The sequence below is a fragment of the Pseudomonas sp. B21-017 genome (assembly GCF_024749245.1).
Classification (GTDB): Bacteria; Pseudomonadota; Gammaproteobacteria; order Pseudomonadales; family Pseudomonadaceae; genus Aquipseudomonas.
In genome coordinates this window covers 2,997,101-3,010,713 of sequence record NZ_CP087194.1, presented here as the reverse complement: position 1 = coordinate 3,010,713, position 13,613 = coordinate 2,997,101, and the positions used below count along the sequence as shown (strand labels likewise).

Genomic DNA, 13,613 nt, shown 5'->3' with positions numbered 1-13,613 from the left:
CGCAGCCCTGTCTTTGCGCAGGGCTTTTTTGTGAATGCCTGCAACGAAGTGGCCAATCGCTATAACCTTTCGTTGCAGCCGCTGTCATAGCGTTTAGCCCCCATCACTGACGACGACCACGACATGAAAAGATTCTTGCCACTGATTGCGGTACTGGCCCTGAGTGGCTGCGCCACGTCAGAAACGACTTACCTGAAAAATGGCGAGCAAGGCCTGACCATCGACTGCTCCGGGGAAGCCAACGCCTGGGCCAGTTGCTACGAAAAAGCCGATGCCTCTTGCGCCGGCACCGGCTATCGGATTGTCGGTACCGACGGTACACCTTCGACCAAGGAAAGCGACAAAACCCTGGGCGTCGACGTCGGCAATTACAAGAACCGCAGTGTGGTGGTGGTCTGCAAGTAGGGCACCCATTGCCCTACATATGGATTTCGGCGAACTTGATCCCGAGCCCGCGTACCGTCTCGATCAAATCGTCGAGGCGGCTGAAGGACTCGACTTCATCGTTGTCATCCACCAGGAAAAAACTGCGCCCGGCGCTTTTCTTGAAAAATACGATCCACTCCCCCGGATTCGCCGGGTTCTGAATCACATGGGTGGCAGAGATATGACCCTCTGCGTGGCGCTCCCGCACCTGCTCTCGTTTCATGCTCGACTCCAGAAATGACAATGCCGTCAAAGTGCGACTTTGACGGCATCGATGCTGACCGGGGGTAGTCTATCAGCCGGAAATGCACGCGGTGGCGGCATTGCGTACATCCCATGGGCGCAACGGCACATTGGAGATGCGCTCATGCAGTTTGATGCTGCTGCCACCGGAGCGGTCTTCAATGTCAAACACCGCTGCCGGCCCCGAGGAAAACTTCTGCGGCACAATCACCCGCATGCCATCCTTTTGCGGCTCGACTTGCAAGGCCCCACGGCTACTGGCCAACTTCTCGACCAGGCACTGGGCGTACTCATGGGGTTTCTTGCCTGAAATCACGTTCATGGTAGGCAACGACGCAGTGATGTCCGAGACCGTCGCACATCCACCCACTGCCAATACAAACGGCACGACCAGAACACCCCATTTCATATGAAACCTCCGATAAAGACCCTCCGACAGCACAAATGCTGTTTTTCTCCAAGGCTCCCTGCTTTTATCGCTCATAGAATTCCAAATAACTGTTTTTAATTGTCAAAGCGGACCCCGACAGCCAGATAATAACCTGTTCGGGCTGATAAACTGCGCCAATCGCCCATGCTATCGTTTTGATTTTGTAGAAAAAGCCCTTCTGGAGGCGCCTCATGAAATTTATCCACCAGCGCGAGCACCTCAACGAAGACGACATCGTCGTCATTCAGTGCTCCCAAATGTGCAACATCCGCTTGATGAACGACGCCAACTTCCGCAGCTTCAAGAACGGCGGCCGTCACACGTATCACGGTGGCGCATTCGACACCTTCCCGGCCCGGATCACCGCGCCGAGCACCGGTTTCTGGAACATCACCATCGACACGGTCAACCGCCGGCCGATCAGCGTGACCCGCAAACCGACCCTGACGCACTCGATCAAGATCATCCGCCGCTCCAGCTCGAAGCTGAGCTGAACCCACACCAGAACAGGCAGGTATGACCGTGGCCCAGACGACCAAATACGTCATCAAATACAAACTCAACGGCGAACGTCGCTTCGAATTCGCCCAGCTTGAAAACGGCACTGCAGAAGAAGCCAAGGCTGCGCTGGACAAGCTGCATGGCCAGAGCGAAGACGTCATCAGCGAGATCAGCGTCAGCAAAGCGCTGTAATGCGATCTGGAGCGACAACATGGACGTCTGCTCCCCTCTCGCGAATTCGACCGCAAGCGCCGGAGTGCCCGCTCCCGCAACGCTCTCTAAACTGGCCGCCTCGACCTTTTGGTCAAGGAGTCAGAACCCTTGCTTACCGATCCGATTCACCACGATGCCCTCGACTGGGGCAAACTTACGCAGCAACTCGACCAGGATGGCTGCGCGATCATCAAATCGCTTTTAAGCCATAAGACCTGCGATGAAATAAGCGCCCTGTACGACTGCTCCGAACCCTTTCGCTCGAAAGTGGTGATGGCGCGCCACTGTTTTGGCCGTGGCGAGTACAAATACTTCAGATACCCGCTGCCGGATCCGGTGGCCCGGTTGCGCAGCGCGCTCTACCCTCGACTGGTTCCCATCGCCAATCGCTGGTACGAATGCATGGATCTGCCGGCCCGTTTCCCCGAATCCCACGAAGCGTTTCTGCAACGCTGCCATGCCGCCGGTCAGGAACGCCCGACACCTTTATTGCTGCAATACGGCCCGCAGGACTACAACTGCTTGCATCAGGATCTGTACGGCGAACACGTGTTCCCGCTGCAAGTGGCAATTCTGCTGTCAGAACCGGGAAAGGACTTTACCGGTGGCGAATTTGTGCTGACCGAACAACGCCCACGGATGCAATCGCGCCCGCAAGTCATCGGACTGAAGAAAGGTGACGCGTTGATTTTTGCCGTGAATCAGCGCCCGGTTAAAGGCGTTCGCGGCTATTACCGAGTGACCCTGCGTCATGGGGTGAGTCGCCTGCACAGTGGAAAACGGCATACCCTTGGAATCATCTTTCACGATGCGTTATGAGCCCATGAACCCGATCACCTTCGATCTGTTTGCCGACGCAGAACCCGAGCAGCAGCCCAGGCGCGAGCAGATCGGCGAACAATCCTACGTCCTCAGGGGCTTTGCCCTGCCCTGGCTTGACCGGTTACTACCGGCGCTGGAGGCGGTTCTGACAGCGGCGCCGTTTCGGCAGATGGTCACGCCCGGTGGCTTTACCATGTCGGTGGCCTTGAGCAGTTGCGGCACCTGGGGCTGGACCACCGACCGCAACGGCTACCGATACACCCGCAACGATCCGCAGGCCAGCGCGCCCTGGCCTGAAATGCCCGAGGTGTTTTTCGAACTGGCCCAGGCGGCGGCGCGAGAGGCAGGGTTTATGGCGTTCGTACCGGACTCCTGCCTGATCAACCGCTATGTTCCCGGGGCCAGGATGTCGTTGCATCAGGACAAAAACGAAAACGCCTACACTGCCCCCATCGTGTCGGTGTCTTTGGGATTGCCGGCGACGTTTCTGTTTGGCGGCTTCGAACGCAGCGCCAAAAGCCAGCGAGTGCCGCTGTTTCACGGTGATATCGTGGTTTGGGGCGGTGTGGACCGTTTGCGTTACCACGGCGTATTGCCGATCAAGGAAGGCCAGCATCCGCGGCTGGGCGAACAGCGGATCAATTTCACTTTTCGTACTGCGCGATGATGCAGTCGAATTCGACCGCAAGACCCGGAGTGTGGCGTCGGTGCCGGCTGGTTAATCTGCATGAAACGGGGCAACGGACATGAAGCCATGACAACTCAATCGCCAACAATCGCCACCGAAAACGATCCTCGCTGGGCCGCCGTGGTGGCGCGCGATCCACGTGCCGACGGGCAGTTTGTGTATGCGGTGAAAACCACCGGTATCTACTGTCGCCCCAGCAGCCTGGCACGCCTGCCGAAACCGCAGAACGTCGAATTCTTCGACACGGCCGAGCAAGCTCAGGCGGCGGGTTATCGCCCCAGCAAACGGGCCGCGAAAGATCACAGCGACGTCGCCGCGCAACACGCCGCGACCGTGGCCGCCGCGTGCCGTCAAATCGAATCCGCCGAAACGTTACCGGCGTTGAATGAACTGGCGGATGCAGCCGGTTTGAGCAGTTTCCACTTCCACCGCGTGTTCAAGGCCATCACCGGCCTGACGCCCAAGGGCTACGCCACCGCCCATCGTTCACGCAAGGTTCGCGAGCGCCTGACCGATGGCGGCACGGTTACCGATGCGCTGTATGACGCCGGATTCAATTCCAACAGCCGTTTCTATGAGGCAGCGGATCAATTGCTCGGCATGACACCCGGCGACTACCGCGCGGCTGGACAGAACAACGACATTCGCTTTGCCGTCGGCCAGTGCTCTCTGGGAGCGATTCTGGTGGCACAAAGTGAGCGCGGAGTCTGCGCGATTCTGCTGGGCGACGACCCGCATCAACTGGTCTGCGACCTGCAGGACAAGTTTCGCCGCGCCAACCTGATTGGCGCCGATCATGAGTTCGAGCAGTTGATCGCCAAGGTCGTCGGCTTTATCGAAGCCCCGGCCCTCGGCCTGGATTTGCCGCTGGATGTACGCGGCACAGCGTTTCAAGAGCGGGTATGGCAAGCCCTGCGGGAGATTCCCGCCGGTAGCACCGCCAGTTACGCCGATATCGCTAAGCGCATCGGCGCGCCGAAAGCCATGCGCGCCGTGGCCCAGGCCTGTGGCGCGAATAGTTTGGCGGTGGCGATCCCTTGCCATCGCGTGGTGCGCAGCGACGGCAACCTGTCGGGCTACCGCTGGGGCGTGGAACGCAAGCGTCAGTTGCTGGAACGTGAAAACGCGTCCGGGTCCTGAATGCCGATATAGACCGCCACGGACTCAGGCCCGGTGTAGACCTCGAAGTCCGTGGCGAACTTGCGGCGAACCAGCGGGTTGTCCTCGAAGTAGGCCCAGATAAAGCCCCAGGCCTGAATGACGCTATCGGGCATCGCCCCTTTGGCGCTGAACACCAGGTAATCGCCGCCCTCAACCTGAATCTGCGCAAAGCCCTCGGAGGGTGCGGTGACCGCCACTCCCGCGGTCACATCGAAGTGGCCCGACGCGTCGGACTCGTAGTTGGAATACACGCCGTACATAAAGGAATCCGGTTGTTTGTGGGCGATCTTGTCGAAAATATCTTCGACGAAAAACCGTTCCCACATAGGGCCGATACGTGCGGTATCCAGCTGCTGCTCTGCGGCATTGCGGGTTCGCACCTGCAAACCCGAGACGCTGAAGGGCTGCACTTCGCGCAGTTTTACATCCATTGGTCGATATTCCTTGTCGCTACAGTTTGTCTGTTTGATTGATTGATGCTGAAACGATCAACGATTGACGTCGACCACCACCCGGCCGCGCAACTGCCCGGCAAGCAAGCGCGGCGCGGCGTCGATGGCTTCGCTCAAGCCGATTTCGTGGCTGATCAGCGGTAGCAAGGCGAAATCCAGGTCCTTGGCCAGGCGATTCCAGGCCAGTATCCGCCGGGCTTTGGGTTGGGTCACGCTGTTGATCCCGGCCAGGGTCACGCCGCGCAATATGAACGGTGCGACGGACGCCGGGAAGTCCATGCCCTGGGCCAGGCCGCAGGCGGCGACGGTGCCGTTAGCCCTGGTGCTCGCGCAAGCGTTGGCCAGTGTGTGGCTGCCGACCGAGTCGATCACCGCTGCCCAACGCTCCTTGGCCAACGGCTTGCCCGGCTCCGACAATGTGGCGCGGTCGATGATCTCACTGGCGCCCAATTGCTTGAGGTAGTCGTGTTCGGAGGTGCGGCCGGTGGAGGCCACCACGCGATAGCCAAGTTTGCTCAGTAGCGCGATGGCGAAACTGCCTACACCGCCGTTGGCGCCCGTCACCAACACCTCGCCCTGCTCGGGAGTCACGCCATTGTGCTCCAGCGCCAGGATGCTCAGCATCGCCGTGTAGCCGGCCGTGCCGACGGCCATCGCTTGCGCGGCGGTGAATGCCTTGGGCAACGGAATCAGCCAGTCGCCATTCAGGCGAGCTTTCTGCGCCAGCCCGCCCCAGTGTCCTTCACCCACACCCCAGCCATTGAGCAGGACGTGATCACCGACCTTGTAGTCCGGATGACTGCTGACTTCGACAGTGCCTGCCAGGTCGATCCCCGGCACCATCGGGAACTTGCGCACCACCGGGCTGCTGCCGGTGATCGCCAGGCCATCCTTGAAGTTCAGCGTGCTGTACGCCACACGCACCGTCACATCGCCCTCGGGCAATTGATCGTCAGCAATCTCTTGCAGCGTGGCCCGGTAACCGCTGTCATCTTTGTCGATCAGAATGCCTTTGAACATCACTGCCTCCTGGTGGAATCGTTCAGTTGTCGTGCTGTTGAAATAACACAGGGAACCCCATCACCGTACCCGACTTTAAGCCAATCCCCATCGGCTGGCGCCTTGCGGATCATCCTGTACGCATTAAAAACTCGACTGGCCTTGCGCCAGGCATTACTGATACAAACTTGCTTCTACCGTCCCTGCCCTGTTTCTACGTCGGAGAACACTGCACATGAACCAATGGCCAGACACCCGCATTCTTGACCTGCTCAGGATCGAGCTGCCGATCATCCAGGGCCCTATGGCCGGCGCGACGACTTCGGCCATGGTGATTGCTGTGTGCAACGCCGGCGGCCTCGGCTCCATGCCCGCCGCAATGCTGAGCATCGAGCAGTTGCGCGAAGAACTGAAGACGATTCGCCAACACACCCAGCGTCCGTTCAACGTCAATTTCTTCTGCCACCAACCTCCGCCGCCGGATGAGCAGCGCGCCCGGGATTGGAAAAACCTGCTGGAACCGTACTACCGGGAATTGGGCGTCGACTTCGACGCACCGACGCCGGTGTCCAATCGCGCGCCTTTCGATAACGCGGCCTGCGAAGTGATCGAAGAGTTTTGTCCCGAAGTAGTGAGTTTTCACTTCGGCCTGCCGGAAAAATCGCTGCTGGATCGGGTAAAAGCCACCGGGGCGAAAGTTCTCTCCTCAGCGACTACGGTCGAAGAAGCCATCTGGCTGGAGCAGCATGGCTGCGATGCGATCATTGCGATGGGTTACGAGGCTGGCGGTCACCGGGGCATGTTCCTCAGTGATGATTTGAGCAGCCAGGTGGGTACTTTCGCGCTGGTGCCGCAGGTCGTTGATGCGGTGAAAGTGCCGGTCATTGCGGCGGGCGGGATTAGCGATGCTCGTGGCGTCGCAGCGGCTTTTATGTTGGGCGCATCGGCGGTTCAGGTAGGTACGGCTTATTTGTTCACGCCAGAGGCCAAGGTCAGCGCGTCCCACCACAAGGCGTTGCGCACGGCCAAGGAAAGCGAGACAGCGGTCACCAACATTTTCACCGGGCGCCCGGCGCGCGGGATTCTCAATCGGGTGATGCGTGAGCTGGGGCCGATGAGCGCCAAGGCACCGGCCTTCCCCTTGGCGGGCGGTGCGCTGATGCCATTGCGGGCTAAAGGGGAAGCGGATTTCAGCAACCTTTGGGCCGGGCAGGCGTTCACCCTGGGCGTTGAACTGACTTCGGCAGAGCTTACCCGGCGTTTGGCGGATGAGGCATTGGCCAAATTGCTTCACCGCTAATCAAGCTGCGACTAACCACAACCTGTGGCGAGGGAGCTTGCTCCCGTTCGGCTGCGAAGCAGTCGCGAGCTTTTGGGGGCGCTTCGCACCCCAACGGGAGCAAGCTCCCTCGCCACAGTTCGCTGCCTACCTTGCACTCTGCATCCGGCAAGTTCCGTTTACAGGCATTTCGCTATATATTCTGATATATAGCGTATCACTCGCCTACCACGGAGCCGTTTCATGACCATGCGTGCCTCACGTTTTGCCCCTGTGTGCCTGTTCAGCGTGTTCGCTTTCGGGTCCGCCCACGCGAACGAAGTCCAGGTCGCCGTTGCCGCCAACTTCACCGCGCCGATCCAGGCCATCGCTGCCGATTTCGAGAAAGACACCGGGCACAAACTGGTCACCTCCTTTGGTGCAACCGGCCAGTTCTATACCCAGATCAAGAACGGCGCGCCGTTCGAAGTGTTGCTCTCGGCGGATGACACCACGCCACAAAAACTCGAGACCGAAGGCGACACCGTCAAGGGTTCGCGCTTCACCTACGCTATCGGCACGCTGGCGCTGTGGTCGGCCAAGGAAGGTTATGTCGACGCCAAGGGCAAGGTTCTGAGCGACAACCAGTATCAGCATCTTTCCATCGCCAACCCGAAAGCCGCCCCGTACGGTCTGGCTGCCACTCAGGTGCTGGCCAAGCAAGGCCTGACCGACAAGGTCAAAGGCAAGATCGTTGAAGGCCAGAACATCACCCAGGCTTACCAATTCGTGTCCACCGGCAACGCCGAACTCGGTTTTGTGGCCTTGTCGCAGATCTACAAAGACGGCAAAGTGACCAGCGGTTCGGCCTGGATCGTTCCGGCCAACCTGCATGATCCGATCAAACAAGACGCGGTGATCCTCAACAAGGGCAAGGACAACCCGGCCGCTCAGGCATTGGTTGACTACCTCAAGGGGCCGAAAGCCGCCGCCGTCATCAAGTCCTATGGTTACCAACTCTAAATGACGCTATCGAGTGCCGATTACTCCGCGATCTGGCTGACCCTGAAACTGGCGTCCCTGACCACGGTCATCCTGCTGATCATTGGCACTCCGATTGCGTTATGGCTGTCGCGTACCCAATCCTGGTTACGCGGCCCGGTCGGGGCGATCGTCGCCCTGCCCCTGGTGCTGCCACCCACGGTGATTGGCTTTTATTTACTGTTGGCGCTTGGCCCGAACGGGTGGATCGGCCACTTCACCCAATCGCTGGGGCTCGGCACCCTGACCTTCAGTTTTGCGGGGCTGGTGATCGGCTCGGTGCTGTACTCGATGCCGTTCGTGGTCCAGCCGCTGCAAAATGCCTTTTCCGCCATCGGCACTCGCCCACTGGAAGTGGCCGCCACCTTGCGCGCCAACCCCTGGGACACGTTCTTCAGCGTGATTGTGCCGCTGGCCCGTCCCGGTTTCATCACCGCGGCCATTCTCGGTTTTGCCCACACCGTCGGCGAGTTTGGCGTGGTGCTGATGATCGGTGGCAACATTCCCGACAAAACCCGCGTGGTCTCGGTGCAGATCTACGATCACGTCGAAGCCATGGAATACGCCCAGGCCCATTGGCTGGCCGGGGCAATGCTGGTGTTCTCCTTTGCAGTGTTGCTGGCGCTCTACTCCAGCCGTAAAACCAAAGCGGCCTGGAGCTGACCCATGATTCAAACGCGCTTGAAACTGAGCTATTCGGGATTTGCCCTGGATATCGACCTGCAATTGCCCGGCCGTGGAGTGACTGCGCTCTATGGTCATTCCGGTTCGGGCAAAACCACCTGCCTGCGCTGCATCGCCGGTCTGGAACAGGCCGGGCAGGGTTTTATCCAGATCAACGATGAAGTCTGGCAGGACAGCGACAAGCGGATTTTCGTCCCGCCGCATAAACGCGCCCTGGGTTATGTTTTCCAGGAAGCCAGCCTGTTTCACCATCTGTCGGTGCGGGCCAATCTAGAATTCGGCCTCAAGCGCATCCCTCGCCAACAGCGGCGGGTCGACATGGCGCATGCCACGGAGTTACTGGGGATTGGCCATTTACTCGACCGCAATCCGCAGAATCTTTCAGGCGGTGAGCGCCAGCGTATCGGCATCGCCCGTGCCCTGCTCACCAGCCCCAAACTGTTGTTGATGGACGAGCCACTGGCGGCGCTCGATACCCAGCGTAAAAACGAAATCCTGCCGTACCTGCAACGGTTGCACGATGAGCTCGACATCCCCGTGCTGTACGTCAGCCATTCCCAGGATGAAGTCGCGCGGCTTGCCGATCACCTCGTCCTGCTCAGCAACGGCAAGGCTTTGGCCAGCGGCGCCATCGGCGAAACCCTGGCCCGGCTCGATCTGCCGCTGGCGCTGGGCGATGACGCCGGCGTGGTGATCGAAGGGCGCGTCAGCGCCTATGACGCCGACTACCAGCTGCTGACCTTGCAACTGCCCGACACCGACCTGAGCATTCGGGTCGCCCACGCGCCGATGACCAAGGGCCAGGCATTGCGCTGCAAGGTTCAGGCGCGGGATGTCAGCCTGAGCCTGCAAGGCGTCGAACAGAGCAGCATCCTCAATCGCCTGCCGGTCACGGTGATCAGTGAAGTCGGCGCCGACAACGCTGCTCACGTACTGATCCGCCTGAATGCCGCCGGCACACCGCTGCTGGCGCGAATCACCCGCTACTCCCGGGATCAACTGGGCGTGCACCCCGGCCAGCAACTCTGGGCGCAGATCAAAGCGGTGGCGGTGCTGGCCTGAACCCGTCGCCGAGACGTATTCAAGGGGGCACTGAACCGACGAACGACCCACCAGTTTTTTGCATGATCGCAAAGCGCTTCTATGCTTGATCTGAACACGAACAGCTTCGGTGGACGCCATGGAAGACATTTTCGTTGTGAAACGCTGCAACAAGATCATCGTTCATGGCCGCCGGGCCGGAGAAACCGGTCACCCACCGCCCGACGCCGCCGTCTGGTATCGCATCATCGATACCCGTACTCGCGGCTTTATCGGTGACGGTTACGATCTTGAAGAGGACGCCAGGCGCGAATGTCGCAGGCTTAACGAGGCCAGTTCGCCGGTGTCGCACGGGTTGGCTTGACGCCGGCCACTTTCATTTTCCGGGTCTATACTTGAAGGAGCTGAAGGACCAGCGACCCATCGGCAGAAAGCTCGCTCCCCCGCGGGCTTTTTGTTGCCCTTTAGCCGATTTCCTTGAACGGAGGTGATTGTCATGTCCGAGAAAGAGTCTATCGCCACCCTGCTCACCCTGCTTGACTCCCGTCAGGCCCGCCTTGCTGCTGCGTGCAAGGAGATCGCCGACTGGGTCGATCATCAAGGGGGGCATCCGACAGCGCTCAGGATTCGTGACCGCTTGAACGACATCGAGAAGGACACGCCGCAGATTCGCAGCGCGTTGTCTGCACTCAAACATGTCGAGCCGCCACTGCCTCGGTTCAAATCAGGCGACCGCGTTATTTGAGCCAGGGACAGAGTCCAATCCAGCACACCTGAGCGGTGACCTCTTCGTCACCGTGGTTATGCCTGCCTGCCAGACTCGCGCTACATCCCAACCCGGCCCAGTTGCCGGGCTTTTTTTATTCGTGCCTTCGGCCATTTCACACCGTCTTCACAACCGAACTCCTACAGTTCACTTGCTCCTTTGAAAACATCCCCTGGCCCGCCCGCATGCGGGCCATTTTTTTGCCTGCCGTAACGCGAACGAACGCCCTCACCCGCCAGGTGTCGAACGCTTACACATCACGAAGGAGTATGTCCCATGGTCACTCACTTCAAAGTCGGCGGGCACCTGGCCTGCGGGCACAAAGGCAGCAACCTCACTTCCAGCAGCATATTGAACCGGGTGAAATGCAGAAGCTGCCGCAACACCGATGCGTACAAGGAAGCGCGCAAAACCGAACGCAACGCCGCCCGTCGGGCCGCACGCAAGGCCAAAGCCACCCACACCGCCAATGATTGGCGCTCAGAGTGGACCCAACGGCTGATCGAGATGCCCGGACTGCAACGGCTACCGCGTGGCTTTACTGGCCAGCCATTTGTATAGCTGACACGCCAGGCGTGAGGATTTCCTCTAGAAAATCGATAAACACATTGATCCGGCTGGATCCCCGGTGGTTGGGCAAATACAGCGCGTTGATGCAGCTGCTCGCACTGCCGGGATTGACTTCGTAGTGTTCCAGCAACCGCGTCAGCCGGCCTGCGGCGACATCGTCGCGCACCAGCCAGTCGGCCAACAGGGTCACCCCGCCGCCGGCGATTGCCGCTTCGCGCAGGATGTCGGCGTTGTTGCTTTGCAGGCGGCCGTGCACATTGAGCTGGATGGTTTCCTTGTCGCCCTGGAACGTCCAGCACTGGTGCGAACCAGCGTAATCAAAGCGCAGGCATTGGTGCTCGAGCAAGTCGCGAGGATGACACGGCGCCGTGTGGCGGCTCAGGTAATCCGGGCTGGCCACCACCCAGCGCTGGAAGGCCCCTACCCGTTTACTGACGATGTCTTCACTGACCACCGACGATCCCAGACGCACCGACACGTCGATCTGTTCGCTCAGCAGGTCGCTGACCTGATCGCTCAACGACACGCTTATTTCCAGTCCCGGATGGCGCTCGAGCAATCGGCCCAGATGCGGCGCGATGATCCGCCGACCAAACTCGACGGGCACGCTGATCCGCAGGCGTCCTTGCGCCTCGCTGCCACGGTCGGCAACCACGGCATCGGCTTCGTCGATGGCGTCAAGAATCGCCACAGCCTTTTCGAAATAGGTTTGCCCGGCGACGGTCACGCTGGTGTTGCGTGTCGTGCGGTTGAGCAGGCTGGCGCCGAGCTCGTTTTCCAGCCCCGCCACCTGGCGAGTGACCGAAGACGTCGAGATGCCGAGCTTGCGCGCTGCGGAGGAATAACCGCCGCAACGCACGGTTTCAACAAACATCTTCAGTGCCAGCAACTTGTCCATAAGCGGAATCCGGTCAAAAAGAAACGGTGATGATAGTGCATCACCGTTCGCCAGCCGTCTTGTATGACCGTGCTTCACCGGACTCCCCCACACCCGGCGCTCAGGCATTGGCCTTGCGGCCGAGGAACATCACCAAAGCCAGGGTCGGGAGCAATGCCACCGACGCGGCAGACAGGTTCCAGCCGAAGTGCTCGTAGAGCGGGCTCGCCACCAGCGATCCCAAGGCACCGCCAACGAAGATACTGGTCATGTACACGGCGTTGAGTCGTGCCCGGCTGTGCGGGTCGATGGCGTACACCTCGCGCTGGCCCAGCACCATGTTCAGTTGCACGGCGAAATCCAGCAGCACCGCACACACCACCAGCCACAGGTAGCTGCTGCCGGGCAGCGCAGCGATCAACAATGAAACCGGTGCCAGCAGCAGTGCGACCCGTGTTCCGCGGTGGCCGTGGCCGGCATCGGCCAAGCGCCCGGCAATCGGCGCAGCGACTGCACCTACCGCTCCGACCAGGGCAAAAATCGCCACCTGCGCCTGGCTGAAACCGTGGTGACGCATCAGCTCAATCGGTGCAAGCGTCCAGAACAGGCTGAAGCTGGCGAACAACAATCCCTGATACAACGAACGTTGACGCAGCACCGGATGGCGACGAGCCAGTGTAAACACCGAGCCGATCAGCGCGGCATAAGTCGCCTGATGCGTCGGCACACGGCGCGGCAGCGCAGCCGCGGTGATCAGGGCGATGACGGCCATCAGTGCCGCCGCGCTGTAAAACACCCCGCGCCAGCCGAACACTTCCACCAACAGGCTGGACAGCGGACGCGACAACAGAATGCCCAACAGCAGCCCGCTCATGATATTTCCCACCACACGACCTCGCGTGGCTTCGGGTGCCAGATGCGCCGCCAGTGGCACCAGAATCTGCACCGCAACCGAAGTAAGGCCGATCAGCAATGAAAACACGAGGAACATCGACGGCGAGTGCGTCAGCCCGGCACACAACAGCGTAACGCTCGCCGCGAGGGTGAAACCTACGACCAGGCGCCGGTTTTCCATCAGGTCGGCCAGCGGCACCAGCAACAGCAGACCCAGCGCATAACCAAACTGTGTGAGTGAAACGATCAGACTGGCATTGGCGCTGGACAGGCCGATCTGCGGCGCGATCAATTCGACAATCGGCTGGGCGTAATAGAGGTTGGCCACGACCGCGCCGCAGCAAAATGCCAGGAACGCGACCATCAGGCCGGAGAGTGAAGCAGGCTGTTCGGCCTTGGCCGCTGCTGCGGGGTTACCCGTGAGCATGATGACACCTCGTTGAGTTCGGGAAAGTGATGCCAAGGCTAAGGGCATGGGCCGACACAGAGAATCCATCATCCGGGCAATGGAGTGATGCGCCATCCGCAACGACCCCGGCGTTGCCGT

General features: G+C 60.1%; 19 protein-coding genes. 13 read left to right on the top strand and 6 right to left on the bottom strand.

The annotated features are described in order from the left end of the window. The first annotated feature begins 123 nt into the window (after positions 1-123). Positions 124-405, top strand: coding sequence for a hypothetical protein (locus LOY28_RS13655; protein WP_018929069.1), 282 nt, complete (start codon positions 124-126; stop codon positions 403-405). A gap of 13 nt (positions 406-418) precedes the next feature. Here LOY28_RS13655 and LOY28_RS13650 read toward each other — a convergent pair whose 3' ends face one another. Together LOY28_RS13650 and LOY28_RS13645 are read right to left on the bottom strand one after the other, a co-directional pair. Then, positions 419-649, bottom strand: coding sequence for a hypothetical protein (locus LOY28_RS13650; protein ID WP_007935641.1), 231 nt, complete (start codon positions 647-649; stop codon positions 419-421). A 72-nt stretch (positions 650-721) separates the two neighbouring features. Continuing rightward, complete coding sequence (locus LOY28_RS13645) at positions 722-1,078, bottom strand: hypothetical protein (protein ID WP_018929068.1); 357 nt, start codon at positions 1,076-1,078, stop codon at positions 722-724. A gap of 212 nt (positions 1,079-1,290) precedes the next feature. On the opposite strand from LOY28_RS13645, the gene LOY28_RS13640 reads away from it, so the two are divergent. From LOY28_RS13640 to ada, 5 genes are all read left to right on the top strand, one after another. Continuing rightward, the gene (locus LOY28_RS13640) at positions 1,291-1,593 is read left to right on the top strand and encodes a DUF1883 domain-containing protein (RefSeq protein WP_007900033.1); all 303 of its coding nucleotides are present in this window, start codon (positions 1,291-1,293) and stop codon (positions 1,591-1,593) included. A gap of 28 nt (positions 1,594-1,621) precedes the next feature. After that, on the top strand, positions 1,622-1,792 hold the full coding sequence (locus tag LOY28_RS13635; RefSeq protein ID WP_086945763.1) for a hypothetical protein: 171 nt from the start codon (positions 1,622-1,624) through the stop codon (positions 1,790-1,792). 129 nt (positions 1,793-1,921) lie between these two features. Next, positions 1,922-2,632 carry a 2OG-Fe(II) oxygenase gene (locus LOY28_RS13630; RefSeq protein WP_258614269.1) on the top strand — a complete coding sequence of 237 codons (711 nt, stop codon included), beginning with the start codon at positions 1,922-1,924 and terminating at the stop codon, positions 2,630-2,632. Then, positions 2,622-3,302, top strand: a complete 681-nt coding sequence (gene alkB / locus LOY28_RS13625) for a DNA oxidative demethylase AlkB (RefSeq protein ID WP_258614267.1) — start codon at positions 2,622-2,624, stop codon at positions 3,300-3,302. Before LOY28_RS13630 ends, alkB begins: the two co-directional genes overlap by 11 nt. A gap of 87 nt (positions 3,303-3,389) precedes the next feature. Beyond that, entirely contained in the window at positions 3,390-4,463 is a 1,074-nt protein-coding gene (gene ada / locus LOY28_RS13620; RefSeq protein WP_258614265.1) for a bifunctional DNA-binding transcriptional regulator/O6-methylguanine-DNA methyltransferase Ada, read from the top strand. Here the strand turns inward: ada and LOY28_RS13615 are convergent. After that, positions 4,427-4,915, bottom strand: coding sequence for a GyrI-like domain-containing protein (locus LOY28_RS13615; RefSeq protein WP_258614263.1), 489 nt, complete (start codon positions 4,913-4,915; stop codon positions 4,427-4,429). The genes ada and LOY28_RS13615 overlap by 37 nt on opposite strands. A gap of 57 nt (positions 4,916-4,972) precedes the next feature. Continuing rightward, entirely contained in the window at positions 4,973-5,956 is a 984-nt protein-coding gene (locus tag LOY28_RS13610; protein ID WP_258614261.1) for an MDR family oxidoreductase, read from the bottom strand. Between the two features lie 214 nt (positions 5,957-6,170). On the opposite strand from LOY28_RS13610, the gene LOY28_RS13605 reads away from it, so the two are divergent. The 7 genes from LOY28_RS13605 (at position 6,171) to LOY28_RS13575 (ending at position 11,286) form a co-directional block, all read left to right on the top strand. Continuing rightward, complete coding sequence (locus tag LOY28_RS13605) at positions 6,171-7,235, top strand: nitronate monooxygenase family protein (protein ID WP_258614259.1); 1,065 nt, start codon at positions 6,171-6,173, stop codon at positions 7,233-7,235. Between the two features lie 228 nt (positions 7,236-7,463). Then, positions 7,464-8,216: a molybdate ABC transporter substrate-binding protein gene (gene modA, locus LOY28_RS13600; RefSeq protein ID WP_408981048.1), complete on the top strand. Its 753-nt coding sequence runs from the start codon at positions 7,464-7,466 to the stop codon at positions 8,214-8,216. Next, a complete protein-coding gene (gene modB, locus LOY28_RS13595; RefSeq protein ID WP_018929058.1) occupies positions 8,217-8,897 on the top strand; it encodes a molybdate ABC transporter permease subunit in 681 nt (226 codons plus the stop codon). 3 nt (positions 8,898-8,900) lie between these two features. Next, the gene (modC, locus tag LOY28_RS13590; protein WP_258614249.1) at positions 8,901-9,980 is read left to right on the top strand and encodes a molybdenum ABC transporter ATP-binding protein; all 1,080 of its coding nucleotides are present in this window, start codon (positions 8,901-8,903) and stop codon (positions 9,978-9,980) included. Between the two features lie 118 nt (positions 9,981-10,098). After that, complete coding sequence (locus LOY28_RS13585) at positions 10,099-10,323, top strand: hypothetical protein (protein WP_192350416.1); 225 nt, start codon at positions 10,099-10,101, stop codon at positions 10,321-10,323. Between the two features lie 132 nt (positions 10,324-10,455). Next, positions 10,456-10,704 (top strand): hypothetical protein, encoded by a 249-nt coding sequence (locus tag LOY28_RS13580; protein WP_018929055.1) that lies wholly within the window; start codon positions 10,456-10,458, stop codon positions 10,702-10,704. 297 nt (positions 10,705-11,001) lie between these two features. Next, positions 11,002-11,286, top strand: coding sequence for a hypothetical protein (locus tag LOY28_RS13575; RefSeq protein WP_111453258.1), 285 nt, complete (start codon positions 11,002-11,004; stop codon positions 11,284-11,286). Here the strand turns inward: LOY28_RS13575 and LOY28_RS13570 are convergent. Both LOY28_RS13570 and LOY28_RS13565 read right to left on the bottom strand, forming a co-directional pair. Beyond that, positions 11,264-12,193 carry a LysR family transcriptional regulator gene (locus LOY28_RS13570; protein ID WP_018929053.1) on the bottom strand — a complete coding sequence of 310 codons (930 nt, stop codon included), beginning with the start codon at positions 12,191-12,193 and terminating at the stop codon, positions 11,264-11,266. The two genes, LOY28_RS13575 and LOY28_RS13570, sit on opposite strands and share 23 nt — an antisense overlap. Before the next feature lie 100 nt (positions 12,194-12,293). Beyond that, complete coding sequence (locus LOY28_RS13565) at positions 12,294-13,493, bottom strand: MFS transporter (RefSeq protein WP_138867477.1); 1,200 nt, start codon at positions 13,491-13,493, stop codon at positions 12,294-12,296. Between the last annotated feature and the right edge of the window lie 120 nt (positions 13,494-13,613).

What these genes read in the sequence shown, in the direction of transcription:
- LOY28_RS13655 (WP_018929069.1), top strand. Translation starts at nt 124, where the DNA reads ATGAAAAGATTCTTGCCACTGATTGCGGTACTGGCCCTGAGTGGCTGC.
- LOY28_RS13650 (WP_007935641.1), bottom strand. Translation starts at nt 649, where the DNA reads ATGAAACGAGAGCAGGTGCGGGAGCGCCACGCAGAGGGTCATATCTCT.
- LOY28_RS13645 (WP_018929068.1), bottom strand. Translation starts at nt 1,078, where the DNA reads ATGAAATGGGGTGTTCTGGTCGTGCCGTTTGTATTGGCAGTGGGTGGA.
- LOY28_RS13640 (WP_007900033.1), top strand. Translation starts at nt 1,291, where the DNA reads ATGAAATTTATCCACCAGCGCGAGCACCTCAACGAAGACGACATCGTC.
- alkB (WP_258614267.1), top strand. Translation starts at nt 2,622, where the DNA reads ATGCGTTATGAGCCCATGAACCCGATCACCTTCGATCTGTTTGCCGAC.
- ada (WP_258614265.1), top strand. Translation starts at nt 3,390, where the DNA reads ATGACAACTCAATCGCCAACAATCGCCACCGAAAACGATCCTCGCTGG.
- LOY28_RS13615 (WP_258614263.1), bottom strand. Translation starts at nt 4,915, where the DNA reads ATGGATGTAAAACTGCGCGAAGTGCAGCCCTTCAGCGTCTCGGGTTTG.
- LOY28_RS13610 (WP_258614261.1), bottom strand. Translation starts at nt 5,956, where the DNA reads ATGTTCAAAGGCATTCTGATCGACAAAGATGACAGCGGTTACCGGGCC.
- LOY28_RS13605 (WP_258614259.1), top strand. Translation starts at nt 6,171, where the DNA reads ATGAACCAATGGCCAGACACCCGCATTCTTGACCTGCTCAGGATCGAG.
- modA (WP_408981048.1), top strand. Translation starts at nt 7,464, where the DNA reads ATGCGTGCCTCACGTTTTGCCCCTGTGTGCCTGTTCAGCGTGTTCGCT.
- modB (WP_018929058.1), top strand. Translation starts at nt 8,217, where the DNA reads ATGACGCTATCGAGTGCCGATTACTCCGCGATCTGGCTGACCCTGAAA.
- modC (WP_258614249.1), top strand. Translation starts at nt 8,901, where the DNA reads ATGATTCAAACGCGCTTGAAACTGAGCTATTCGGGATTTGCCCTGGAT.
- LOY28_RS13585 (WP_192350416.1), top strand. Translation starts at nt 10,099, where the DNA reads ATGGAAGACATTTTCGTTGTGAAACGCTGCAACAAGATCATCGTTCAT.
- LOY28_RS13580 (WP_018929055.1), top strand. Translation starts at nt 10,456, where the DNA reads ATGTCCGAGAAAGAGTCTATCGCCACCCTGCTCACCCTGCTTGACTCC.
- LOY28_RS13575 (WP_111453258.1), top strand. Translation starts at nt 11,002, where the DNA reads ATGGTCACTCACTTCAAAGTCGGCGGGCACCTGGCCTGCGGGCACAAA.
- LOY28_RS13570 (WP_018929053.1), bottom strand. Translation starts at nt 12,193, where the DNA reads ATGGACAAGTTGCTGGCACTGAAGATGTTTGTTGAAACCGTGCGTTGC.
- LOY28_RS13565 (WP_138867477.1), bottom strand. Translation starts at nt 13,493, where the DNA reads ATGCTCACGGGTAACCCCGCAGCAGCGGCCAAGGCCGAACAGCCTGCT.